This is a genomic window from Sphingobacterium sp. GW821-FHT03E03 (assembly GCF_059420745.1).
This window is the reverse complement of sequence record NZ_JBWKUH010000006.1, coordinates 64,700-88,773: the sequence shown is the minus strand read 5'-3', so window position 1 is coordinate 88,773 and position 24,074 is coordinate 64,700. Positions and strand designations below refer to the sequence as shown.

The following is a 24,074-nucleotide window of genomic DNA, read 5'->3' as shown; positions in this document are numbered from 1 at the left end:
CTTTAAAATTAAATAACATGGAAAGCAAAAATATTCAATTCAAAACAAACCTCAACTGTGGTGGCTGTGTATCCAAAGTAAGTGCAGATTTAGACAATGCAGCAGGGATCTGTGAATGGAGCGTCGATACATCAAACAGTGATAAAATTCTTACAGTAAAATCGAACGGTATCTCTGAAGAAGAGGTTATAGAGATTGTCAAAAGGAGAGGGTTCATTGCAACGTCACATTCTGCATAAATTGAAAGCGGGAATTAAGAAAAAGTCGTCCTTTATCCGGGACGACTTTTATTTTTTGGCTTAAGTTGTTACAAGGCCATAGGGTCCTCTCAACACTTGAAAGCGACTATTGTCTTGCCTATACTAACCGACTGATATGAGCAACAACAAGCGTGGCTGAATTGGGTGTTTTTTTATCGCTAGCCCAATCTTTTTATGAAGAGGTCTAGTTATATAGACTGCCTGTTGAAGAAAAGCAATAGCCTTTGAAAATAAATAAAAATAGCTTAAGCTACTTGTGTGCTAGCGCAAATAAGCTTATTTTAGCCATTAATGGGCAGCATTAAATCTAATATTCTCAGAAGCTATGGACAATACATTACTATTTTGGTAATGTTTATTCTTGTATTGCTAACATCCTGCCCAATAAAAAATGGAATCAAAAGTCTCATAGGGACACCAATGAATACGGAACAGGGGAGAATAGCGGATCGGGCCATACCCCTTGATAACGGATTTGAGCGCTGTAGTGAGTCGGTAGATAATGGAAACGCCCGACTAAGCTTTGTACAGGAAACTCTTCTTTTACCGGATGATGTGCAAATCCTTAGGTCGTCTTATCCTTTTAGCATACAGGAGCGTCTGCAACTGTCCGCTAATCGAAACGGTCGCCAGAAGATTGTGCATACTTTACCCATTTTTCTCCAATATCGAACATTACGCATTTAGAATTCTTTTTCAATCAGTTCTGTCTTCGCTAGGAGATCGTCTTGATATTCATCTGTTTTTATACGGTGAGGAATCCTTAAGATAAGGAACAAATAAACAGTTGGTAGTTTTTTTGTGTTAGTGTATAGATAGTTAAAATTTAGTAATTTACATATATAATAATGAATATAAAATTTAATAGGATTATAACAGGTTTTGGACTTTTTATTATTGCTGCAAGTGTTTTGACTGCTTGTGGAAACTCGGCGGATGGTAACAAACCCAAAGCAGAAAAAGAGCAAGCTCAAGCCGTTAAAGAAGTTGAAGAGCCAAAAGTGGCCGACGTTTCCTTCAAAGATAAAGCCGGTAATGTTGTTAAACTAAGTGATTTAAAAGGGAAGGTTGTCTTTATCAATTTCTGGGCGACTTGGTGTCCACCGTGTATACATGAAATGCCGTCCATTAATACCTTAAGACAGGGATTCAAAGACAACAAAAATATCGTATTCCTAATGGTTGATGTCGACAATGATATTGAGCAATCGGCGGCGTTTCTGGAGGAGAACAAGTATGATTTACCACTATATACTGCAACAGGAGAAATTCCACCAGAATTTTTGGGTGGATCCATTCCTACAACGGTGATTTTGGACAAAAATGGACAAATTGTAGAACGTTTGGAGGGGAGCAGAGATTATGCAGCTCCAGAGATTGCAAAGGCTTTAGTAGAGCTGACAAAGGCAAATTAGCATTACTAGAGCATAAGGAAGGTTGCAAGGACTAAAAAGAGCTAAGTAGGTTTAACGCCTATTTAGCTCTTTTTATGATTTTTGCGCTAAGATACTGCTTCAACCGCCTCTTTGATCAATGCTGTAATTTCGTTTGGATGGGTAGCTAGTGAAGCGTGGCTGGCTTCCAAATGAATAATTTTACGAGCATTAATTCGTTCCGCCATTTCCTGTTGAGTCACTGGCGGTATCATATGATCATTGTCTGATACCTGATACCAGCTGGGTTTTGTTTTCCAAGCTGGCTCTCCCGCCTCTGCCGCAAAAATACTTCCATGTGTTGGTTTCTGTGCCAAGGACATTGCGATCGCATCTTTTTCATCTAAATCTTGAGCGAAGCTTTCGTGGAATTTATCGTATTTGATCCATAGAAATCCTTTTTCATCAGGAACAAGGTTGGCCGCACCGGATGGTGGTTCTCTACGGCCGAAGATACCGCCCAGACTTTCACCCTTGTCCGGAGCAAAGGCAGCGATATATACTAAGCCTGCAACTTTTTCATGATGTCCAGCGGCGGATATTACGGCTCCACCATAAGAGTGACCAACCAAAATAACTTTACCCGTTTGTAGGTCGATCAAATCTTTGGTCTTTTGGATATCGTCTTCGGCAGATGTCAATGGATTTTGTACGCTTCGTACCGTGTACCCTTCCGCATGAAGATTCGTGATAACGTGTCTCCAATGAGACCCGTCTCCCCAGGCTCCATGGACTAAAATAATTGTTACATTTTGATTTCCCATATTCGTTGAAGTTTATAGAACAAATATATGTTTAAGTCGCTATTAAACATATTAACTTAAGTTAACGTTTTAAAATTCGTCGACGGATTCTACTCAATGAGGGTGGCTTAACGCCGAGATAACTGGCAATATGTTTTTGGGCTACGAGCTGAAAAATTTGTGCATTCTCGGCGAGTAGATTATTATACCGTATTTCTGGCGAGTAATATAACAACTCTTCGATTCTCTTTTTAGCCCCGAGGTAAATGACCTCGGTCATCTTTCGCCCAAATTCTTGCCAGTAAACATCCTTTTGATAGAGTTTTTGAAGATCATCTTTGTGTAGAAGTAATACCTCGGCATCAGATACCGCTTTAATATTCATACGCGACTTCGTATTACAAAGGATACTTTCGTAATCGGTAAAAAAGTAATTGTCAAAATGGAAATTGAACGTTACATCTTCTCCGTTATCATTGATATAAAACGTTCGCATAAAACCGGTTTTTAAAAAACCTAAGTATTGACATTTTTCGCCTTCTTTCAAAAAAAAATCGGACTTTTTATAGGTTGTCGATTTGAGATAACTACAAAATTCAGAATAGTGTTCTTCATCGACCAAAAATAAAGGTCCAAACTTGGTATATTCGTTTACAATCTCAGACATAGCTGGTAAAAATTTTAAGCCACAATAATTTTGTATTAAAATTATTGAAAACTTTTGATAGTATGTCACAACATTGAATCATATACTTTCTTTACAGTTGACTATAAAAATATTACCTTCGTAATACATCACAGCAACAATGATATGTCCCAAATCAAAGAGCAAACAGCGATAAAAACTACCTATTTCAGTATTATCGGAAATACAATGTTGGCTTTGCTGAAGTGGTTGGCGGGTTTTTTTGGAAATTCATACGCACTTATAGCAGATGCCATTGAATCCACCGCTGATATTTTTTCTTCTTTTTTAGTTCTTCTTGGATTAAAATATGCCCAGCGGCCTGCTGATGAAAATCATCCCTATGGCCATGGAAGGGTAGAGCCACTTATTACGTTTATCGTTGTTGGCGTTCTCATTGTATCAGCTACGATCATTGCATATGAAAGTATAGAAAATATTGGGACAGCCCATGAACTACCGAAGCCTTGGACATTATTCGTTCTCGGAGGAATCATTATTTGGAAAGAAAGTTCCTACAGAATTGTGATGAAAAAGAGTCGAGAGACCAATAGTTCTTCGCTAAAAGCGGACGCTTGGCATCATCGAAGTGATGCGATTACTTCGGTGGCGGCTTTTATTGGTATATCTATCGCCTTAGTATTAGGTAAGGGATATGAGAATGCGGACGATTATGCTGCGTTATTTGCCGCTGGATTTATTTTGTATAATTGTTACCATATTTTTAGACCTGCTCTTGGTGAAATCATGGATGAAAATGTTTACGAGGAAGTGATCGAGGAAATCAGAAAATATGCTTTGGAGGTAGCGGGTATAAAAGCGACGGAGAAATGCTATGTTCGAAAGTCGGGAACAAAATATCACGTCGACCTACATGCGATTGTGGATAGTGAGATCACGGTGAGAGAAGGCCATACACTGGCTCATGAGCTCAAGGACTATCTGATCGAACATATACCCGACCTTGGTCATGTTATGATCCACATCGAACCGAGTACATATATAGACTAAATGGCTATGTTTGGCAAGAATTAGCCTGTTCGTATATCAAATAGCAATGTTCGTATAATTTTGTCAATTTGTATTTATTTTTCCTTTAGCTTTATTCTAAATCACAATTTATTTCTCTGGAAATAGATTGTCTGTAAGTTTTCTCCTCCTGTTCACGATGAGGGTGCTTTGTTAAATATACATGCAGTTATGTTGGATGGATTGTTGTGAGAAGCTTATATCGTAAATAACATTGTATGCTAGTCAACAAAAGAATGAAAATAGTATTTGCCGTAACAGTAATTTTTGGAATGTTGTGTACACATAAAGCGTTAGCGCAATTTGGAATGGGACTTAGGGCCGGCGGGAATCTATCTGGTACAAATGGTTCGGCTTTTCGTTCCGGTAAAAGAATCGGTTTCCAGATCGGAGGGGATTTTAGCTATCATTTTAACAAAAACATAGCGTTACAAGTAGAACCGGTCTATAATTTAATGCGGATTCGTAATAATGATCAGACTGCAGAAAGTGAATATGGGATAGGAGCCGGAACCAGAAAATTGGAATATATGAGTGTGCCGTTGTATCTAAAGGTAAATTTTACCCGTACAATTGCGATTATGGGGGGACTGGATTTTAATTTTTTGCTCAATGATGACCGTTACAAACTAAACAACGGAGAGAACGCATTTCGTAGTAAGCCGAGAACAGGATACAGTTTAGGTGCAGAATTGGGTAAGATTTATTTTCGATATCGAAAATTTAATCGAACAAATAATATTATTGACAATTGGACTGCGGATATTGAACAATATCAACTGGGAATCAAATTTGAGTTATTTTAAAATCGATTTCAATGCAAAATCCATTTGTGAAAGACTTTGCTAAACTATTAGTTTTTAATGCATAAAAATTGATATTGGCAATATAAACAGGAGAGGACCATCCCAATTAAATTGGGATGGTTTTTTGTGTTAAAAGCTGCTGCTTTTGTGCTTTGGTCTTTACGGTTGCCTTATTAATGCTATATGCTATTATCGGCAGATAACATTTCAATTTGCCATCTGATATGGTCCATTGTAATTGGATATTCGACCTCATTAACAAGGTTCTCATAGATAGCGTTGAATATTAGATTATAATCTCCTTTATGTGGAAGCGGATAAGAAATATGCTTTTGATTTGTGTTGTCGATAGTCACCAGTTTACCCTCACTGCCATTCGGTTCGACACCATAGGTTGGGTTATTGGGAAGCATGCCGTCAATCAATTGCTGTTCTTGCACATCAGCCATCGTTTTTATGAAGCTTCCTTTGGTACCATGTACCACAAAAGCGGGCAAGGGATCGGCCACAGCAAGGCTCCCCGTTAGAAATACATTCAGTTCATTGGGGTAGCGTAAATGATAATGGAAGTAGTCTGCTACCTGCGAGTCGGGCCGATTAATTGAAGTTGTTTTGCTAAATTTCGATGGTTTTCCGAAAAGCGAAATAGCCTGATCTATAATATGAGGCCCCAGATCATAGGTGAGACCACTCGAAATATATTGGTTATTTTCCTTGAAATATTTTTGACCTAATTCCATTTTATAGCGGTCGAAGCGGAAAGATACTTCGGTCAATTTACCAAGATTGCCGCTTTCAATAACTTTCTTTACATCGAGAAAATGGCTGTCATAACGTCTATTTTGATAAAAGAAAATCCGCTTCCCACTTTTTTTGCTGATCTCGGAAAGTTTGTTGAACTGTGTTATATTTTCCACGGCTGGTTTTTCGATCAGGACATGTTTTCCTGCTTTTAGCGCCTCTGTCGCGAACTCAAAGTGTGTATGATTTGGCGTGTTTACGATCACCAGTGTTATTGTATCGTCCGCCAATAATTGATCTACGGTATCATAGCTTTTTATTTCGGGATAAAGTTCATGTGCTATTTTCTGAGACCGTTCGACAACGGCAACTAGGTTAAAATGTGGGTTGATATGGATGAAAGGTGCGTGGAAGACGCGACCCGACATACCAAAGCTTAAAATTCCGGTATTGATCTTGGTATTTTTCATTTTTATATGATCTTGTTGAAGCAAGGTTATTTGCTGTTGAATATTCTTTTTGTAATTACTTCTATGAACCGTTGGACCGAAGTAGGGTCTGGATATAAATATAAGTATATCTTGTCTTATTTTAGATCGATCCTCACATATTTGGATTGATTTTTCTTTAGGAAAATCACATTTGCCGTCCACTTTATCTGGATCTTGCCTATCGATACCTATATACCATCATTGTTCATTACAAATCTGTGATAACAATAGGCCAGCGAAATACGCCGAATTTAGGAGATATAAAGAAGTACATTTCTTACTCGAGTAAATATATCCATTTGTTTTCATTCTTAAGAGTAACTTAATGTAGTATCACTTGATATGATCAAAGACAAGATAATTCTTGAAAAAATAATGAGCTATGTGCAATAGTTTAGTGAATTTTATTTAATTGATTATTAGTTGATTGTGTGTTATTCACTGTGAGGATAGTTTTTTACCTTCGGTATTTTAAAACTTATGCAATATATAATATAGAGTTGGATGGCAAGATATGGCAGCGAAACCAGGTCATCGGACTTTACTATTTATTGTATAAGAGATATGGAAGTTTTAATCAGCTCATTAACAAGTAAAGGACACAAATTAACACCTCAACGCCTACATATTATCAAGCATTTGTGGCGCAAAGTTATTATTGACAATATTGACGACCTCTATGTTGAGTTACGAACAATACAACATATCAGTTGGGCAACTTTGTACTCTACAATTAAATTGCTGCATGCTCTTGGTTGGCTCGAACTGCGTGGGAATGGCCCTAGAGGACGATATTATCGTTGGATCAGGAAAGATGTCAAAGCAGTGGGCGTGTAGAAAAGTGTTTCATGTTGCAAGTTATAGATAGGGGAAGTAAATTGTCGTGTTGTTGAGTAAAAATATAGCCGGTACAAAAATGGAAAAAGGGCAAACCAATTTGTTTTGATTTGCCCTTTTCGGGTAAGTAATCGGGCTCGAACCGACGACCCCTAGAACCACAATCTAGTGCTCTAACCAACTGAGCTATACCTACCGTGATTTTGATGATACAAAAGTACGATTAAACCCTATTCCCTCCAAATATTTGAATGAAAAAAAACCGGTATTAAAGCCAACTAGGTGAAGGTTAGTTTATTAAATTTTAATAAAAAACGATTGTAATAGCCCTTAGGACGTGATTTGAGATTTTTATTTAAAAAGGGGTCTATTTTTGTTCGGTAATTGAATCAAAAAGCATAAAAAAAGCGATCACCTGACGAGGGCGATCGCTTTTCTATATGGTTGTTGTTCCTATTAGATCATCTCAACACTTCTTTTTACAAAAGATGTTAGATCTGCACCGGATAACAGACCTCTTGACAAGAGTGCTAGATCAAAGGCTTGTTTCGCCAATTTCGCACTTTCTTCGTCAGAAGAAGATAAAATTCTTTTGATCAACGGGTGATTGCCGTTAACCGTTACTTTGTAATTATCTGGCAATGAACCATAAAAGTTCATACCACCACCGCCAGTTTTGGCCATATCTTTCATACGACGCATAAACTCATCTATAGTAACGGATACGGGTAAGTCGCCTTCACGAAGGGCATCTACCTCAACTTTCATATCCTGACGCGAAATCGCTTTTTCGAAAACTTCCAAAGCTTTTTTAGATTCCTCCTCAGATAATGAGAGTTCGATCTTCTCATCTTTTTGAATAAGCTTGTCGATCACATCTGCGTCTACACGTTTAAGCTGTACCTTTTCGCCTCCTTTTTGTTCCAAATAGGAGGTGAAATGTGTGTCAAGTGGGCCATCAAGTACCAAAACATCGTAGCCTTTGTTTAACGCTGTTTGGATAAAACCATCTTGCTGAGCAGCATCATGTGTATATAGGTAAACAATATTACCATCTTTATCGACTTGAATATCTTTTACCTTTTCATAGTATTCTTTGATTGTAAAACTCGCGTTGTTCGTGTTTTTTACCAAGCAGAAATCACTCGCTTTTTCCGCGAACTTTTCATCGCTTAGCATGCCGTACTTGATAAACAAGCCAATATCTGTCCATTTTTCTTCAAAACCTTTGCGGTCAGTTTTGAATATTTCATTTAATTTATCCGCAACTTTTTTTGTAATATAGCTATTGATCTTCTTAACATTGCTATCTGCCTGTAAGAAAGAGCGTGAGACATTCAATGGAATATCTGGTGAATCAATTACCCCATGAAGTAACATCAGGAATTCCGGTACAATATCCTTTACTTCATCGGTAATAAATACCTGTCTAGAGTAAAGCTTGATTTTGTTGCGTTGGATTTCCAGCTCGTTTTTCACTTTAGGGAAGTAAAGAATACCGGTCAGGTTAAATGGATAATCTACGTTAAGGTGGATCCAAAACAATGGCTCATCCATCGAATAAGGATATAGTTCGCGATAGAAAGCTAAATAATCCTCGTCTTTTAACTCTGAAGGAGACTTTGTCCAAGCTGGATTTGTATTATTGATGATATTGTCAACGTCTACAGATTTGTATTTTGGTTTACCTTCCTCATCTTCTCCATCTGGCTCCGAGCTTGTCTTGGTGCCAAAACGAATTGGGATAGGAAGGAACTTTGCATATTTGTCCAAGATGTCCTGTAGACGAGCCTGACTCAAAAACTCAGTGGACTCGTCATTGATATGCAAAATGATGTCCGTACCACGTGTTGTTCTAGTCCCTGTTGAAATTTCGTAAGAAGTACTACCGTCACATGTCCAATGCGCTGGTTCGGCCCCATCTTGGTAGGATAATGATTGAATTTCTACGGTGTCTGCCACCATAAATGCTGAATAGAATCCTAATCCAAAGCGACCAATAATCTCATTTGCGTCGTTAGCTTCTTTGAATTTCTCCATGAATTCTGTTGCTCCCGAAAACGCGATTTGATTAATATATTTTTTGATTTCTTCGGCAGTCATACCAATACCATTGTCTGAAATCGTAATGGTCTTGGCCGCCTCATCAAACTTCACATCTACGATTAACTCACCTGTTTCGCCATTGTATTGCCCCAAAGATGCCAAACGTTTAATCTTTTGGGAAGCATCAACTGCATTAGATACCAGTTCGCGCAAGAAAATTTCATTATCTGAGTATAAGAATTTTTTGATTACGGGAAATATGTTCTCCGTGTGGATTGAAATACTACCTTTTTCTGGATTCATAATTTGTATGTTGCTATTTAATTTTATGATTTTGGTGATTAATGCACAATCTGTGTTCCAAATAGTGATTGTAGGACAGGATGGCAGAAATTCATTCATTTTGTCATAATCGTTCAATATACCCTAGTAATCGTATTTGAACCTATGTCAGGATAGTTTAGACAAAAAAATATACAGGACTCGGGATGGGGGCAAGTAGACGTTTGAATCGGTCGACCAGCAATACAGTAGAAGATTTAGATCTACAAATAATATTAATTTAATTCGGGGCTCTGTGGGAAATTGGCGACATGAGCATATTTTGGCCCCAGCCCGATTATGGCATCCTTCCAGAGCAACTCACCATTACCCTCAAAAATAAGCTGATGATTGTATTTATTTTGAACAGCCCAGCTGTTTTCGTTTATTTCCTTATCCAATTGCCCACTTGACCAACCTGAATAGCCTATGAAAAACTTAATTTCATCAGATTTAATCTGATCCTGTTGAATCGCGTCAATAAGTTTCTCTTCGTCGCCGCCAAAATAGAGGTTTGGAGCAACCTCTTCACCACTTAGTAGAAGGTCAAACCGACTATGTACAAAAAATAGGCTCTCCTGTGCCACAGGTCCGCCTATATAGATCGGGAAATGACATTGCGCTATTGATTCTAATAATTGACCAATATGGACATTTGTTTTATTATTCAATACAAAGCCTAAGCTTCCTTCTTGGTTATAATCACATAACAGGATAACAGACCTTAAAAACCGGGGGTCTAACATAAATGGCTCTGAGATCAGCAAGCTTCCTTTTTGTGGGTCTAATTCATTAAACATAGGACGCAAAATTAAGTACATGTCGAAATTAATCCTTTTTTGCTTAACTCATGCGAGATTTGTGCAAAAAAAACGTTTTTGGTAATTTCTACTAAGTTTATAGAGAAAAAGCAATGATTTTAGTAAGTTTGTAGGAATATAAAAATAGGTTTCTATGTCCATTCAACATAAAGATATTGCAGCGATCAGACAAGATTACGTATTGGGTAACCTATCTGAATCGGATGTGGATCATGATCCCATTCATCAGTTTAAAAAATGGTTTGATGAGGCTACTCATAGTGAGGTGATTGAGCCCAATGCGATGGTGTTGTCCACTGTCTCGTCACAGCATTTGCCTTCCTCAAGGATTGTTCTATTAAAAGATATTTCAGAAGGAGGGCTGGTATTTTTTACAAATTATGAGAGCCGAAAAGGGGAAGATATGAAAGACAATCCGCATGCTGCGCTTTTATTTTTCTGGCCTGAGCTACAACGGCAAATCCGTATTGAGGGTATCATCGAGCTTGTAAATGAATCAGATTCGGATGAATATTTTCAATCGCGCCCTAAGGGTAGTCGCATAGGTGCCTTGGCATCACCACAAAGTCGAGAGATTCCAAACCGAAATTTTTTAGAGAGCAGAGTAGAAGAGCTTTTGGATCAATATACGGGTGATGAGATCATACCTCGACCGGCACATTGGGGTGGTTATATCCTAAAACCGATCTATTTTGAATTTTGGCAGGGACGTGCTAGCCGTCTTCATGATCGTATCGTCTATAAAAAGGTTTCGGATTCTTGGAAAATCACGCGTCTAGCTCCGTAATATGACATTTGAAGAAATTAAATTAAAACTAGTTTCCAGATTTGGAGATTCAGTAATCCTGAAAGAGGAGGTGACTGGCTTACAAGCCGCTTTGTTTGTCCATGTTGAAGATCTAATTCCTGTTTGCTCTTTTCTTAGGGATACCGATGGTCTCTATTTTGATTTTTTGAGCAATATAACTGCTGTAGACTACGAAGATCACTTTACGATCGTCTATCATCTGAGTTCATTGCCTTATCAACATACAGTCGTATTGAAAGTGGAACTGGAGGGCAATCGCTCATTGGATGAGCTACCAGAGATCCCGTCCGTTACTTCCGTTTGGCGTACAGCAGATTGGCATGAAAGGGAAGCTTTTGATCTGATGGGAATTTATTTTTCAGGGCATCCCGATCTAAGACGAATTCTCTTGCCGGATGATTGGGAGGGTTATCCGCTACGAAAGGATTATCAGGAGGCTGAAAAATATCATGGCATTAACATTAATTGATCTGTATGGCGAATCCAAAATATAAAGAGGCGTTAGATCGTTATGAAAGACATCTCACGGAGATTTCCACGCAAGAGATGGTCTTGAATATGGGGCCGCAGCACCCTTCAACACATGGTGTATTGCGTTTGCAGTTGATCACGGATGGGGAAATCGTCAAGGAAGTCGTTCCACATTTGGGGTATCTGCACCGATGTTTTGATAAACATGCGGAATCTTTAAACTATGGGAAGACAATTCCATTTACCGATCGTCTAGATTACTTGGCATCAATGAACAATAGCCATGCATTTGTGATGGGGGTGGAACGCATGTTGGGGCTGGATAGTAAAATTCCTAAAAGAATAGAATATATTCGGGTACTGGTCTGCGAACTCAATCGCATTGCATCACATCTAATTGCTATTGGTACCTACGGCATCGATATTGGTGCTACAACACCTTTTCTATGGTGTTTTAGAGATCGTGAACATATTATGAATATGTTGGAATGGGCATCCGGTTCGCGTATGTTATATAATTACATCTGGGTCGGCGGTCTTTTCTATGATTTACCTGTTGGTTTTGAAACGCGTTGCGCAGAGTTCATCAACTATTTTAAACCGAAATTGATTGAATTGGATGAGATATTAACCCAGAATCAGATATTTATATCTAGGACAGCAAATATAGGTGTCCTTCCGGCGGATGTTGCCATCAATTATGGTGTTTCGGGTCCTATGTTGCGCGCATCTGGTATTAAATGGGATTTGAGGCGGATTGATGGATACTCAGTCTATCCGGAAATAGATTTTGAGATTCCAGTAGGAAAAGGGGCTATGGGGAGCATTGGAGATTGCTGGGATCGCTATAAGGTTAGGGTAGATGAGGTGCATGAATCTGTACGTATCGTTGAGCAGTGCCTTGAGCGGCTGCAGAAAGATTTTAAGCGTACAGCTGATTTTGATCCACGTGGACTCGTACCCAAAAAAGTGAATTTGAAAGCTCAAGATTACTATGTGCGTGCGGAAAATCCGAAAGGCGAGCTCGGTTTTTATTTTGTGACGAAAGAGAAATCCGATATTCCATTGCGGGTAAAATCGAGGGGACCAAGTTTCAATAACCTCTCTGTTATCTCCGAATTGGGAAAAGGGGTGCTGATTGCTGATCTAATTGCTATACTTGGGTCAATTGACATTGTTTTGGGTGAAGTAGATCGATAAATTGCAGTATTATGCACATTATGAAGATGTTTTGATAAAAAATGGGATATTGTATTGAAAATGTTGCATGAAAACGCATAAAAATTTGCATATGTAAGCAATATTCATCATATTTGCAGTCTCATAATTTAAGTTTATAATTGGTTAATGAAAGCTCGTTACTCCCATAGTAGCGGGCTTTTCTTTTTTTAGTTATTATACAAAATATCCCATTTGTGAAGATTTCATAGAAATTCCTAGTATAGAATTTGGCTTAAATTATTACCTTTACGGGTCTTAAATAAAAGAAAAGTGGCGGAGAGTTTAGTAATTATTCCAACATATAATGAGAAGGAAAATATTGAAAAGATTATTCGTAAAGTTTTTTCCTTATCACATGCATTTGATATTCTGATTGTGGATGACGGGTCGCCTGATGGCACAGCAGATATCGTAAAAAATTTACAATTGAACGAGTTCGCTGACCGCTTATTTATAGAAGAACGGAAAGGGAAGTTGGGCTTGGGGACCGCCTATATTCATGGGTTTAAATGGGGGCTTGCCAGAGAACATTATCAATATATCTTTGAAATGGATGCTGATTTTAGTCACAATCCGGAGGATTTGGTCCGTCTGAGACAAGCCTGTGTGGATGGCGCTGATATGAGTATTGGTTCTCGCTATATAAAAGGCGTAAATGTTGTCAACTGGCCGATGAGCCGGGTCCTGATGTCGTATTTTGCGTCTGTATATGTCCGTTTTATCACTGGAATTAAAATTCAGGATGCCACGGCTGGTTTTGTCTGTTTTACACGGGAGGTGTTGAAGACTATTCCTTTGGACAAGATTAAATTTGTAGGATATGCTTTCCAAATTGAGATGAAATTTACGGCCATACAATATGGTTTTAATGTTGTGGAGGTTCCTATCATATTTACGGATCGAACCGAAGGCACCTCTAAAATGAGTACGAGTATCTTTAAGGAGGCTTTTTTTGGTGTGATCCAGTTGAAACTGGGGAGTATCGGAAAAAGCTATAAGAGAAATTAATAATATTGGTCAATGAACGAAAATTTAGATCCAAATCCGGAACGTTTGAACAATACAGATCGTGACATCGAACGGGCGTTGCGACCTCAAGCATTTGAAGATTTTACAGGGCAGGCAAAAATATTGGAGAATCTAAACATTTTTGTGAAAGCCGCACGATTGAGAGGTGAAGCTTTGGATCACGTATTGTTGCATGGCCCTCCAGGACTAGGTAAAACGACACTTTCGCATATTATTGCGAATGAAATGGGGGTAGGTATAAAAATTACCTCAGGCCCGGTCCTGGACAAACCAGGGGATCTTGCTGGGTTATTGACAAATTTGGAGGAGGGTGATGTGTTGTTTATTGACGAAATCCATCGTTTAAGTCCTTTGGTGGAAGAGTATCTTTATTCGGCCATGGAGGATTTTAAGATCGATATCATGTTAGAAACAGGGCCTAACGCCCGTTCTGTGCAGATCTCATTGAATCCCTTTACGCTAATTGGTGCAACGACACGATCTGGTTTATTAACGGCTCCGCTGCGTGCACGTTTTGGGATCAATTCACGGCTCCAATATTATGATGCAAAACTATTGACAACAATCGTACTTCGTTCTGCACATATTCTGAATACACCTATTTCTGATGAGGGTGCTTACGAAATAGCACGTAGGAGTAGAGGGACTCCACGGATAGCAAATGCTTTATTGCGTCGTACGCGAGATTTTGCTCAGATAAAGGGAAATGGAAGTATCGATCAAGAAATTGCAAAATATGCGCTGCAAGCGCTGAACGTGGATGAAAATGGCTTGGACGAGATGGATAACAAAATCTTGACTACAATTATTGACAAATTCAAAGGCGGGCCAGTAGGACTTAAAACTGTTGCTACCGCTGTGGGGGAAGACGAGGGGACAATTGAAGAGGTGTATGAACCCTTTTTGATTCAGGAAGGTTATATTATGCGTACCTCGAGGGGGCGTGAATGTACTGAAGCTGCCTATAGACATCTTGGCCGGGTACATAATCCAAAAGGAAATACATTGTTTTGATTTCTAATGATTTAGGCGGGCGCTTTTTTTAATTGCGTCGGAGGATCCGCTTCGTTCGGCTCAATAATGCCGGACTAGGTTTCATTTTTTGAAAATGATCTATCTGAGCAAAAAGCTCCTCTTTTATCCAAGTATGTTTCTTGCTCAGATTATTTAATATATCCAAACAATTGACCAAAACAGCTACAGGGCATTGTTGTTCAATCATCCATTGAAAAGCCTGTTCAATAAGTTCTTCTTCGGTCTTTTCATCAAGATCATAGCGTTTATTATTTTTTGAGGTCAAATACATCAAAATTTTGCTATAACTCCTAAGACAGCTCCAATTTTTTTGCTTTTTCAAATTATCAAAAAATTGTGGTAACAATCCTTGAAGTAAGGCCGTGTCCTTTAATACAATGATTTCAAATACCCAGGCAGCCCGAAAAGAAACTGTTTTATCTTTCTCCAGCGAAATGTCAAGCAAGTCCTGAAGGCTAATATCGCCAAGCATATTCAAAGAAAAATCCGTTACCTCAAACGATCTTAAGGTAACGGATAAAAACTTTATTTTTTCGATGTAGGTCATAAAACCTATTATTTTTGAGGTTTTTCTCTATTCATTTCGGTCATATCGACTTCATTCATTTTGGAATCACCCAAGAGATATTGGCTGAAATAATCGCCCATTTTCCAGAAGAAATATTCAGTCATATCACCAAATCCATGCCTTTGTCCTGGTAAGAGCAGGAAGTCGAATCGTTTATTAGCTTTGATCAATGCATCGACCATTCGGATCGAATTTGCTGGGTGAACATTGTTGTCAATATCACCAGTGGCAATCAATAGTCTTCCTTTTAGATTCTTGGCTAATTCGGTATTCTTGTTGATCTGGTATGAAAAAGTTGTATCACCTTTTGCTGACACTTTTTCTGTCACACCATGGTGGCGTTCGCTCCACCATCTGTTGTAGATTTGATTTTCGTGGTTGCCGGCTCCCGATACCGCTACTTTGAAGAAGTCTGGGTAAACAAGCATTGCTGCAGTTGACATAAAACCACCGCCAGAGTGCCCTGTAATACCTACACGATTGATGTCAATAAATTTATAACGGTCAGCAAGCTGCTCCGCTGTCACCTTTTTGTCTTCCAATCCATAATCACGTAGATTGCCATAGCCATAGGTATGGTACCATTGTGAACGGGATGGATGTCCGCCTCGATTTCCTACGGTAATAACGATAAAGCCAAATTGGGCCAATCGATCTATCCGATCCATGCTCCGTCCAAAAGATTTATTGACAGCTTCTGTTTGTGGGCCTGGATAGACATATTCTACGATAGGATAGGTTCTTGTACTATCAAAATCAAAAGGTTTGTACATGACACCATAGAGATCTGTGGTACCGTCTCCAGCCTTTACTTTAAACGGTTCAGGGAATTTATAACCTGCGGCAAATAGTAACGACAGATCTGTCTTTTCAAGCGTCATGATCTTCTGTCCATTGCTATTCAATAATACAGATTCTGGTGTAGTATTTACTCTTGAAGAGTTATTGACAAAATACTTGGAGGATTCGCTCATCTCAATCTGATGATCAAAGTTTCCCGGGTTCAGCAGTTTAATCCCATTGCCGTTGAGATTGACACTATAATGATGAAGGTAATAAGGATCTTCATTTTTCTCACGACCGGATGCTGTAAAAAACAAAGTCTGAGTTGTCGGATCTATCCCAGTAATTTCCTCACAATGAAAACTTCCCTTGGTAACTTGGTTAATCAGTTTTCCGTTGGTATCGTAGTGGTAGTAATGTCCCCACCCATCTCTTTCGGACCAATGAACCAATCGCTTTCCATTTTCGGTCAGGAGCGGTTTTTGGACATCAAGATATACGTTTGAACGTTCCTGAATAATAGGATTGACCGCTCCATTTACATTCACCTTCAATAAGTCTATTCTTTTTAAATCACGGCTGGAACGGGAGATATAAAACTCTTCGTTACTTCCTAGCCAGTAGTTAATGTAATAATCCTCTTTGTATGAATTTCTGTCTGGCGTTTTTGTCCAGTTGGAGATAGTTTGGTTCTTAAAAGCTGCGATATTTATCCTGCGCGGTGCCTTTGTTGCCGCTTCAAAGATATAGAATTCGGTTTCGGTCGAGTCAACCTCACCTGGCATTTGGTATTTATAAGTTTCCAGGGTAGGGCGAGCAGAACCGACATTATTTATCACCCACAGAGGTTTTAATGATCTGTTATCTTTTCTTGTCAGGGTAAAATAGCGACCGTCTGGTGACCAGCTGATCCATACACGCTTACGTTTCGTTTCACTATCTTTATCCTTTTCGTCACCTGTGGTAGTGCTATATTCATCACCACCCCAAGCATAATATTGTACACCGTCTTTTGTCATCTGGTGCTCAACAATGGTGCTGTCTTTTTCATTTTTGACCGCTTTGAGATAGTTGGCTTTGTCCATCCAATACAGATTAAAGTCTTTGGCGAAGTAGACCGTATTGGTGTCCGGTGAAAAACTTGCCCAAGCTAGCGGCGCTTTAACCTTAGTAGAATCACTGATTTCAGTTACTGTCTTTGAAACAAAATCATATTCTAGATAAAAAAGCTTTTTCTTTGTTGTGTCTGATTTGTTTTTAAGTTTTTCGATCTCATCTTTAGACTTCACCGTGTCTTTCGTGCTCTGGATCTGAAATCTGATCTTTTTTTCATCTTTGGTGAATCTCAGACCCTGTAATTCCAGATGCTGTGCATCGACAGGATTTTTAACAATCTTGGTTATTTGAGCGGCTACACTCTCGCTGTCAAAAAGGGTCTCTTTCTTTTTAAGTGCTGGATTGACGATATACCAGTTTTTTCCTTGTGGACTTGCGTAATCATACCAGAAGCGATCCGAAAAATTGATCCAATTTGGTTTGATGCTTGTAGAGAAAATCATTTTTTTTAATTTCTCTGGTGAAAATTTGGCGGCCAACTGATAATTCGCTTTTACCGGAGGTTCTTGAATCTGCTGTCCGGAGCCGAAGTAGGGTAATAGACTGGCTGCAAAAATAAAATAGAACTTATGCATTAAATAAATATAGATAATTGTGTAATCTTGGTTTTGACCACTAAAATATTCATTATTGTACAGCCACACGAATGATTCGTGTAATAATACTATGATGGATAGAAGTTTTCATTAAAGTTTACCAAAAAAAGTTCCTGTGTGGCTCGGGTAACACCAGTATATAGCCAGCGAAGAAACTCAAGATCTAGCATTTCATCGTTAATATAACCCTGATCGACAAATACAATAGGCCATTGTCCCCCCTGAGCTTTGTGACAGGTGATCGCAAATGCGAATTTAATTTGCAGGGCATTGTAATAGGGGTCCTTTTTAATAGCTTCAAGCCGATCTTTCCTGTCTAATATATCTGCATAATCCATACCGATCTCTTCGTACAGGTTTTTCTGACTTTCATAGGAAAGGCTGGGCCCTTCTGTATAGAGACTGTCTAAAATAACGCGACAAGTGATCGGTTCTATTTCATCAATATCCATAAATTCTAGTGTAACATCGGCAAATCTATAACCATGTTGTTCGTGGATATTGCTCACCTTTCGGACTTTGGCCATATCACCATTTGCGATAAAACCATCGCCCATATTGTTTTCCTGTAGCCAGAAGTAGTTGTTCTTCACAACCATGATATAGTCCCCACCTGTTAGTTCTTCGTCTCTAAAAAGAATCCTGTTGCGGATGTTCTGATTATATAGGTTTGCTGAACGGTTCGAACGGCATATGATCATGGTGTTTTCTACGCCATATTTATCATAGGCATAGTTTATTCCTTCAATTAACCGTTCACCTGTCATTCTGTAAAGATCTTTAAAACCTTTTGTTATAAATTTTGGAAAAGGGAAGTCATGTTGTCCTTCCTCAGCCGATATGATCTCATTTCGTATTTTGGTCGCATTGTACAATATGCCCGAATCTTGGGACTGCCGTACTACCGTAGTTAGCTCATAGGGATAGACACAGAGGTGAAATTCATTTTCAAGATAGCCGGGGTTCAATGCTGGACTGTCCAATAAACCAACCGGCGGCAATTGAGCGGTATCACCAACAAACAAGAGGCTGCAATTCTTGCCAGATTGTACATAGCGGAAGAGGTCATTTAAAAGACTTTTTGAAAATACATTTACAGCTTCATTGGAAATCATAGAGGCTTCATCTATGATAAATAAAGTATCTTCGTGCAAATTCTCCGCTAAAGTGAAGTCTAGTTGAAAGGAAATGGCGGATTTTTTTCGATAAATCTTCTTGTGGATGGTCAGTGCCTTTCGTCCGGAATAATAACTCATCACTTTAGCCGCTCTACCAGTTGGCGCTAGGAGCACTGCTCTTTTTTTCAATGCAGGCAATACTTTGACCAATGCTGCAATTAATGTTGTTTTACCGGTGCCGGCATAGCCTTTGAGGACAAAACAAGACTGCCTGTCAAAAGCAAGCAGAAATTCTTCCAATAACTCGAATGCTTCCAACTGCTGTGTGGTTGGTTGCCAGGGAAATTGTTGTATGAGCAGATTTTTGATGAACACTCCCAAAGTTATTTAAAAGGTTTGTCTTATCCTCTAGAAAAAGCTATTTTTGCTTTAACAAGTTTTTATTTTTACAATTCAGCGAATGAATTATATTTCAAAACAATTTAACATTCATTACTTACCCGAGTATAATCTTTTGGTAAAAGCTGGCTTCCAGAAAGATGTATTAGCGGTAGTTGATAAGAAGTCAGTAGCACCTATATTGATCGAATATTCCTCGGAGGAGCCAATTTTAGATGCAACAAGAATAATGAGTCTGCCTTTTCGATTCGTCCGGATTGTGATCCCACATCAAAGCTTTACATTTATACCAAAGGAGGTTTTTCAGCAGGATAATATTGCGCAATATCTGCAATTTTTGGGTACATCTGATCTTGAAAATACATTTATTTATTATTTAGATAATCTTGGTTTGGTAGCTTTATATCAATTTGATAAGCTTCTTTTGAATCGCTGGCGCAGGTTGTTTCCAGATGCTGTTATTCTTCCTGAATTTGCTGTTGTGTTGGATCGTGCACAAGAGCGTATATCTATTCGGGGTAGTGTATTGGGCTTACACTTTGTAGCTGATAACATTGTAGACTTTTATTTGTTCAAGAATGGTGTTTTTCAACTTTACAACAGCTTTGAAATTCATAATCTCGATGATGTTAGTTATTACATATTGAACATATTAACACAATTTGGCTTGGGCGATTCTATTGATAAAGTTCTCCTTTCTGGTGAGGTTCCCAACGAATCCTTTTATAAGCGCATAGCGTCCTATGCCGGAGATATCGAAGTATTAGATTTAAAAACAAAGGTGGTCTTGGCGGATCAGGAGGTGAATAGTAACTTAACACCATACAACATATTATTTGATTCAATATTATGCGAATAATAGGAGGTAAAATTGGTGGCTTAAGGCTGAATCCACCAAGCAATTTGCCGGTTAGGCCAACCACAGATATCGCCAAAGAAGCTTTGTTTAATATTCTGCAGAATCGTTTGGAATTTGATGGTCTAAATTGCCTTGATCTTTTTGCAGGAACTGGAAATATTAGCTTTGAGCTAGCATCCCGTGGGGTGGAGCATGTTGATTCTGTCGATTTACATTTTAAATGTGTACAATATATTACGGACACTGCTAAAAAAATGAAGCTGGGACAGATCAATGCCAGGAAAGCAGATGTTTTTAAATTTATTAACAGCTGCAAAAGTACCTATGATTTAATTTTTGCAGATCCGCCTTACGATATTCCAAAACTGCCCCAATTACCGAAATTGGTTTTTGATAACAATCTATTGAATAATAATGGGCTTCTTATTGTCGAACATCCTTCAACAAGACAAATGGAGGAGCATCCGAATTTCATAGAAACCAGAAAATACGGTTATTCATCTTTTTCATTCTACGCAAATCCCTTATAATATGAAAATTGCTGTTTTTCCAGGCTCATTTGATCCTTTTACCTTAGCCCATCAGGATCTGGTTGAAAGGGCGTTACCGTTATTTGATAAGATTATTATTGCCGTAGGTTATAATGCGAGCAAAAAGGGTATGTTAGACCATGACGAACGAGTCAATGCTATACAAGATGTTTTTCTAGGTACAGAGGCGATTGAAGCTGTGAAGTATAGTGGTTTGACCGTAGATTTCTGTCAGAACGTTGGTGCGAAGTTTATATTGCGTGGTTTGCGAAATACGGGAGATTTTGAATTCGAAAATGCGATCGCTCAAAATAACTTGTTGCTAAACTCCGCAGTCGAAAGTTATTTTTTGATGAGTAGATCTGGGAAGGCCCATATATCGTCAACTATTGTGCGAGATGTCTGGTTTAACGGGGGAGATGTTAGCGAGATGGTGCCTGTGGAAGTCCTAACCTTATTGGACGAGAAGAGATCACCAAAAAGCTAATCGCTCAATTTACCAGTACGAAATACAAAATATCCCAACAAAATATTATTTTGTTGGGATATTTTTTGTGTTGAAATACAGTATATTATGATGTTATATGTAAAGTGTATCTTTGCTATAAAGTCAGGTGTAAAGCCTTTTTATAAGGATACTTGCCAAATAATATTCTGATTGGCATTTAATTTGATTTTAAAAGCCTTTATATCAATGCTTTGTTTTTATTTCAAAATCAATTTTCTTCATATGCGCTCGCTGTATTTAATAGGGACATTTCTTCTGTTGACAAATTTATTTTGGTTGCCCTAGTTAGTTCCTCAAGTTGTTGCAAGGAGGTGGCACTTACAATAGGAGCGGTGACCGAAGGTCGATGAAGAATCCAAGCAAGTGCAATTGTCGGTATAGCGGCCTGTTGATTGTGTGCTACTTGAGCTAAGGCGTCCAGAATACGAAGTCCGCGGTTATCAAATCGGCCTTTTAAGGCGTCAGATCGTTTTGCATCTTTAATGTCATCTATCGACCTATACTTTCCTGAGAGAAATCCGCTTGCAAGAGAGTAATAGGTGATTACGCCTAAGTGATTTTCGAGCGCGAGTTGCTCATAATCTTTCTCATATTTTGAACGGTCGTACAAATTATATTCTGGCTGGATAGCAATATAGGTAGGGAGATTATGCTTCTCTGCGACAACTAATGATTCCTTTAGGCGTTCAGGGCTTAAATTAGACGCTCCAATCCATTTTACTTTACCAGCATTTATCAATTGCTGGTAAGCCTCTAACGTTTCATCTATGGCCGTTGAAAGGTCGTCGTGATGCGACTGATAAAGATCTATTGTGTCTACTTGCAATCTCATGAGCGATTCGTCCACAGACTTTATAATATGTTCTTTTTTCAAATTGGGTTTGTCATTGCCGGCCCGACGTCCACCCACTTTCGTTGCAATCTGAATTTTATCCCGCACATCCCGTTTACTGATCCATTTACCAATAATGGATTCGGACTCTGATCCTGTATGACCGGGCACCCAATGGGAGTAGTTGTTAGATGTGTCTATAAAACTAAAGCCCATATCGACAAATGCATCCAAAAGAGCAAACGACTGTTGCTCATCGACAGTCCAACCAAATACATTTCCGCCAAAAACGATCGGTTTAAATTCAATTTCACTATTTCCTAACTTTACTTTTTCCATGATTTGCCTAATTTTTCCAGCTTAAAATTAAGAAAAAAATGCCAGTTAAGCCTTTGGAGAGGCATTGTAAATAGTTTTATAAAAAATTTCTAATTCATTTTCAGGTAGTTTAGGAAAAGAAGCGGGCGATAGTTTGGAAAAATAAAAACTTTCCTTACTTTTGCATCATCCCAAACGGATATGCCCGGATGGCGGAATTGGTAGACGCGCTGGTCTCAAACACCAGTGGGAAACCGTGCCGGTTCGACTCCGGCTCCGGGTACAAAAAAAGGCTTTTCAATTTGAAAAGCCTTTTTTTGTTTGTCACGGCCAGTATGGATCATATCGGATTCTTGAGCGGATCATTCTATAGTTTCATTAGCCGATAAAGAGAGAATTGTGTCTCTCTAAAAGGGGACAGTTTTGTAAAATCTGGAAGTTTACTTTAAAGCTATCTATTCGGAGATTCTTGTCACTAGGCTTGCCTCACTATTTCTCTGCCGTTTGAAGCCTATTTTATTACCATTATATCAAAGAAACAGTGAAGAAATAACAAACGAAACCTAAGGAAAGTCCCTAGAAAGTCCGAAGAAGTCTCGAAGAACCAGCGTAGAAACGACAAAGAATAACCAAACAAACGCCAATAAATATGCGAAGAAACAGCAACAAATAAGTAAAGAATAGGCATTAAAAAACACCATAAGAGAAACCTTATGGTGTTACATAAATATATAGTTTGATTAGTTTTTCGCTATGACCATTTCTGGTTCTTCTTTGCCGCCATGACAAGTTTTACAAGAAATTGCTTTGGCCGGTGAGCTATCCCAGCTACGATTAAAATATTTTTTGTTAATCTTTTGAGTCATCTTGATCATTGCTCGGCCAATTTCCTTTTTATGGTTCTCATCACTCGCAAAATCCAGCTTTTTAGGATCCTCTTTTGAAGGAGCATGACAGAAGCCACATTTTACACCTAATGCGACATTAAACTCTTTCATTGTTGAGATCAACTCATCATGCGAGATATTCTTTGGTAAGACCTTTAAATTAGTTGGTTTAGGTTCTTCCTGAGGTTTTTCCTGTTGGAAGTTAAATGCACTCAAGGCGATGGCTATAGCAAATACAGAAGCAATTGCTCCAATTTTTTTGATGTGTTTCATTTCTCTTTTCCTTATGCTTGACTAAATATAGCGATAAGAAAATACTTTAGCAATGAAAAATGAAGTTATTATGACAATTTAGATTGATTATTATTTACGAATCCCGTCTTCTACAATCCAGCTTTGGCTATTTAGTTGGTAGTTTATTTTAAGTAATTTGCCCTCTATGGTCACATTTCTTAGTCCTGTTGTATCGCTCGAGATCCAGGTACTGTCGTTAACCGGTGTAAAGCGAACCCCTGTAATATTTGGCACCCCTGTAAAGAATTCAATTTTAAACGATTTGTCACCTCCATCAGGTAGAATACGGATCAATCTATTGGATCGATCAACAGACAATGAGTTACCCTGAAATTGAACCCTACCGACATAACTCCCTGTAACTCCAGCAGATCCTTCACCATCCGTATTTTCATTCTTCTTACACGAAAAAAAAGTGATAAGACATAAAATGAGCGCGACTAATGGTTTGAACAACTTCATATGTGTAAATTTTGCACTAAAATACGG

The 24,074-nt window shown here is 38.5% G+C and carries 25 protein-coding genes and 2 tRNA genes; 15 read left to right on the top strand and 12 right to left on the bottom strand.

Going from position 1 to position 24,074, the window contains the following annotated elements; all coding sequences use genetic code 11:
- Positions 1-17: 17 nt before the first annotated feature.
- From AC07UV_RS09620 to AC07UV_RS09610, 3 genes are all read left to right on the top strand, one after another.
- On the top strand, positions 18-239 hold the full coding sequence (locus AC07UV_RS09620; protein WP_495183539.1) for a heavy-metal-associated domain-containing protein: 222 nt from the start codon (positions 18-20) through the stop codon (positions 237-239).
- 441 nt (positions 240-680) lie between these two features.
- The gene (locus AC07UV_RS09615) at positions 681-947 is read left to right on the top strand and encodes a hypothetical protein (protein WP_495183538.1); all 267 of its coding nucleotides are present in this window, start codon (positions 681-683) and stop codon (positions 945-947) included.
- Positions 948-1,108: 161 nt separating this feature from the next.
- Positions 1,109-1,675 (top strand): TlpA family protein disulfide reductase, encoded by a 567-nt coding sequence (locus AC07UV_RS09610; protein ID WP_495183537.1) that lies wholly within the window; start codon positions 1,109-1,111, stop codon positions 1,673-1,675.
- An 86-nt stretch (positions 1,676-1,761) separates the two neighbouring features.
- On the opposite strand, the gene AC07UV_RS09605 is transcribed toward AC07UV_RS09610, so the two are convergent.
- Positions 1,762-2,457, bottom strand: coding sequence for an alpha/beta fold hydrolase (locus tag AC07UV_RS09605; RefSeq protein WP_495183536.1), 696 nt, complete (start codon positions 2,455-2,457; stop codon positions 1,762-1,764).
- A gap of 61 nt (positions 2,458-2,518) precedes the next feature.
- The gene (locus tag AC07UV_RS09600; RefSeq protein WP_495183535.1) at positions 2,519-3,103 is read right to left on the bottom strand and encodes a Crp/Fnr family transcriptional regulator; all 585 of its coding nucleotides are present in this window, start codon (positions 3,101-3,103) and stop codon (positions 2,519-2,521) included.
- A gap of 144 nt (positions 3,104-3,247) precedes the next feature.
- On the opposite strand from AC07UV_RS09600, the gene AC07UV_RS09595 reads away from it, so the two are divergent.
- Both AC07UV_RS09595 and AC07UV_RS09590 read left to right on the top strand, forming a co-directional pair.
- Entirely contained in the window at positions 3,248-4,132 is an 885-nt protein-coding gene (locus AC07UV_RS09595) for a cation diffusion facilitator family transporter (protein WP_495183534.1), read from the top strand.
- Positions 4,133-4,386: 254 nt separating this feature from the next.
- Positions 4,387-4,956: an outer membrane beta-barrel protein gene (locus AC07UV_RS09590; protein WP_495183533.1), complete on the top strand. Its 570-nt coding sequence runs from the start codon at positions 4,387-4,389 to the stop codon at positions 4,954-4,956.
- Between the two features lie 179 nt (positions 4,957-5,135).
- Here AC07UV_RS09590 and AC07UV_RS09585 read toward each other — a convergent pair whose 3' ends face one another.
- Entirely contained in the window at positions 5,136-6,167 is a 1,032-nt protein-coding gene (locus AC07UV_RS09585) for a Gfo/Idh/MocA family protein (protein ID WP_495183532.1), read from the bottom strand.
- A 525-nt stretch (positions 6,168-6,692) separates the two neighbouring features.
- Between AC07UV_RS09585 and AC07UV_RS09580 the strand changes: the two genes are divergently transcribed.
- Positions 6,693-7,025, top strand: a complete 333-nt coding sequence (locus AC07UV_RS09580; protein ID WP_282254272.1) for a transcriptional repressor — start codon at positions 6,693-6,695, stop codon at positions 7,023-7,025.
- A 122-nt stretch (positions 7,026-7,147) separates the two neighbouring features.
- On the opposite strand, the gene AC07UV_RS09575 is transcribed toward AC07UV_RS09580, so the two are convergent.
- The 3 genes from AC07UV_RS09575 to AC07UV_RS09565 form a co-directional block, all read right to left on the bottom strand.
- Positions 7,148-7,221: transfer RNA gene (locus tag AC07UV_RS09575), tRNA-His, on the bottom strand.
- Positions 7,222-7,481: 260 nt separating this feature from the next.
- Entirely contained in the window at positions 7,482-9,374 is a 1,893-nt protein-coding gene (gene htpG, locus AC07UV_RS09570) for a molecular chaperone HtpG (RefSeq protein WP_495183531.1), read from the bottom strand.
- A 254-nt stretch (positions 9,375-9,628) separates the two neighbouring features.
- Positions 9,629-10,213 (bottom strand): YqgE/AlgH family protein, encoded by a 585-nt coding sequence (locus AC07UV_RS09565; RefSeq protein ID WP_495183530.1) that lies wholly within the window; start codon positions 10,211-10,213, stop codon positions 9,629-9,631.
- Positions 10,214-10,346: 133 nt separating this feature from the next.
- Here AC07UV_RS09565 and pdxH point away from each other — a divergent pair, with 133 nt between their 5' ends.
- The 5 genes from pdxH (at position 10,347) to ruvB (ending at position 14,756) form a co-directional block, all read left to right on the top strand.
- Positions 10,347-11,000, top strand: coding sequence for a pyridoxamine 5'-phosphate oxidase (gene pdxH, locus AC07UV_RS09560; RefSeq protein WP_495183529.1), 654 nt, complete (start codon positions 10,347-10,349; stop codon positions 10,998-11,000).
- A gap of 1 nt (position 11,001) precedes the next feature.
- Positions 11,002-11,490, top strand: a complete 489-nt coding sequence (locus AC07UV_RS09555; protein ID WP_495183528.1) for an NADH-quinone oxidoreductase subunit C — start codon at positions 11,002-11,004, stop codon at positions 11,488-11,490.
- A gap of 5 nt (positions 11,491-11,495) precedes the next feature.
- Positions 11,496-12,692: an NADH-quinone oxidoreductase subunit D gene (locus AC07UV_RS09550; protein ID WP_495183527.1), complete on the top strand. Its 1,197-nt coding sequence runs from the start codon at positions 11,496-11,498 to the stop codon at positions 12,690-12,692.
- A 291-nt stretch (positions 12,693-12,983) separates the two neighbouring features.
- Positions 12,984-13,721, top strand: coding sequence for a polyprenol monophosphomannose synthase (locus AC07UV_RS09545; protein ID WP_172394084.1), 738 nt, complete (start codon positions 12,984-12,986; stop codon positions 13,719-13,721).
- Positions 13,722-13,733: 12 nt separating this feature from the next.
- Positions 13,734-14,756, top strand: coding sequence for a Holliday junction branch migration DNA helicase RuvB (gene ruvB, locus AC07UV_RS09540; protein WP_495183526.1), 1,023 nt, complete (start codon positions 13,734-13,736; stop codon positions 14,754-14,756).
- Positions 14,757-14,784: 28 nt separating this feature from the next.
- On the opposite strand, the gene AC07UV_RS09535 is transcribed toward ruvB, so the two are convergent.
- From AC07UV_RS09535 to AC07UV_RS09525, 3 genes are all read right to left on the bottom strand, one after another.
- Positions 14,785-15,324, bottom strand: a complete 540-nt coding sequence (locus AC07UV_RS09535; RefSeq protein WP_495183525.1) for a HEAT-like fold family protein — start codon at positions 15,322-15,324, stop codon at positions 14,785-14,787.
- Positions 15,325-15,332: 8 nt separating this feature from the next.
- Positions 15,333-17,819 carry a S9 family peptidase gene (locus tag AC07UV_RS09530; protein ID WP_495183524.1) on the bottom strand — a complete coding sequence of 829 codons (2,487 nt, stop codon included), beginning with the start codon at positions 17,817-17,819 and terminating at the stop codon, positions 15,333-15,335.
- Between the two features lie 89 nt (positions 17,820-17,908).
- A complete protein-coding gene (locus tag AC07UV_RS09525; protein ID WP_495183523.1) occupies positions 17,909-19,333 on the bottom strand; it encodes an ATP-dependent DNA helicase in 1,425 nt (474 codons plus the stop codon).
- 85 nt (positions 19,334-19,418) lie between these two features.
- On the opposite strand from AC07UV_RS09525, the gene AC07UV_RS09520 reads away from it, so the two are divergent.
- Genes AC07UV_RS09520 through coaD form a run of 3 tightly spaced genes read left to right on the top strand, consistent with a single transcriptional unit; the run spans position 19,419 to position 21,233 of the window.
- Positions 19,419-20,216 (top strand): DUF3822 family protein, encoded by a 798-nt coding sequence (locus tag AC07UV_RS09520; protein WP_495183522.1) that lies wholly within the window; start codon positions 19,419-19,421, stop codon positions 20,214-20,216.
- On the top strand, positions 20,207-20,746 hold the full coding sequence (rsmD, locus tag AC07UV_RS09515; protein ID WP_495183521.1) for a 16S rRNA (guanine(966)-N(2))-methyltransferase RsmD: 540 nt from the start codon (positions 20,207-20,209) through the stop codon (positions 20,744-20,746). Before AC07UV_RS09520 ends, rsmD begins: the two co-directional genes overlap by 10 nt.
- 1 nt (position 20,747) lies before the next feature.
- Positions 20,748-21,233, top strand: coding sequence for a pantetheine-phosphate adenylyltransferase (coaD, locus tag AC07UV_RS09510; protein ID WP_495183520.1), 486 nt, complete (start codon positions 20,748-20,750; stop codon positions 21,231-21,233).
- Between the two features lie 229 nt (positions 21,234-21,462).
- On the opposite strand, the gene AC07UV_RS09505 is transcribed toward coaD, so the two are convergent.
- Positions 21,463-22,425, bottom strand: coding sequence for an aldo/keto reductase (locus tag AC07UV_RS09505; RefSeq protein ID WP_495183519.1), 963 nt, complete (start codon positions 22,423-22,425; stop codon positions 21,463-21,465).
- A 182-nt stretch (positions 22,426-22,607) separates the two neighbouring features.
- Between AC07UV_RS09505 and AC07UV_RS09500 the strand changes: the two genes are divergently transcribed.
- A tRNA-Leu gene (locus tag AC07UV_RS09500) sits at positions 22,608-22,687 on the top strand.
- Positions 22,688-23,144: 457 nt separating this feature from the next.
- Here AC07UV_RS09500 and AC07UV_RS09495 read toward each other — a convergent pair.
- Positions 23,145-23,564 carry a c-type cytochrome gene (locus AC07UV_RS09495; RefSeq protein ID WP_282254285.1) on the bottom strand — a complete coding sequence of 140 codons (420 nt, stop codon included), beginning with the start codon at positions 23,562-23,564 and terminating at the stop codon, positions 23,145-23,147.
- A gap of 90 nt (positions 23,565-23,654) precedes the next feature.
- Entirely contained in the window at positions 23,655-24,047 is a 393-nt protein-coding gene (locus tag AC07UV_RS09490) for a hypothetical protein (protein WP_282254286.1), read from the bottom strand.
- Positions 24,048-24,074: the final 27 nt, after the last annotated feature.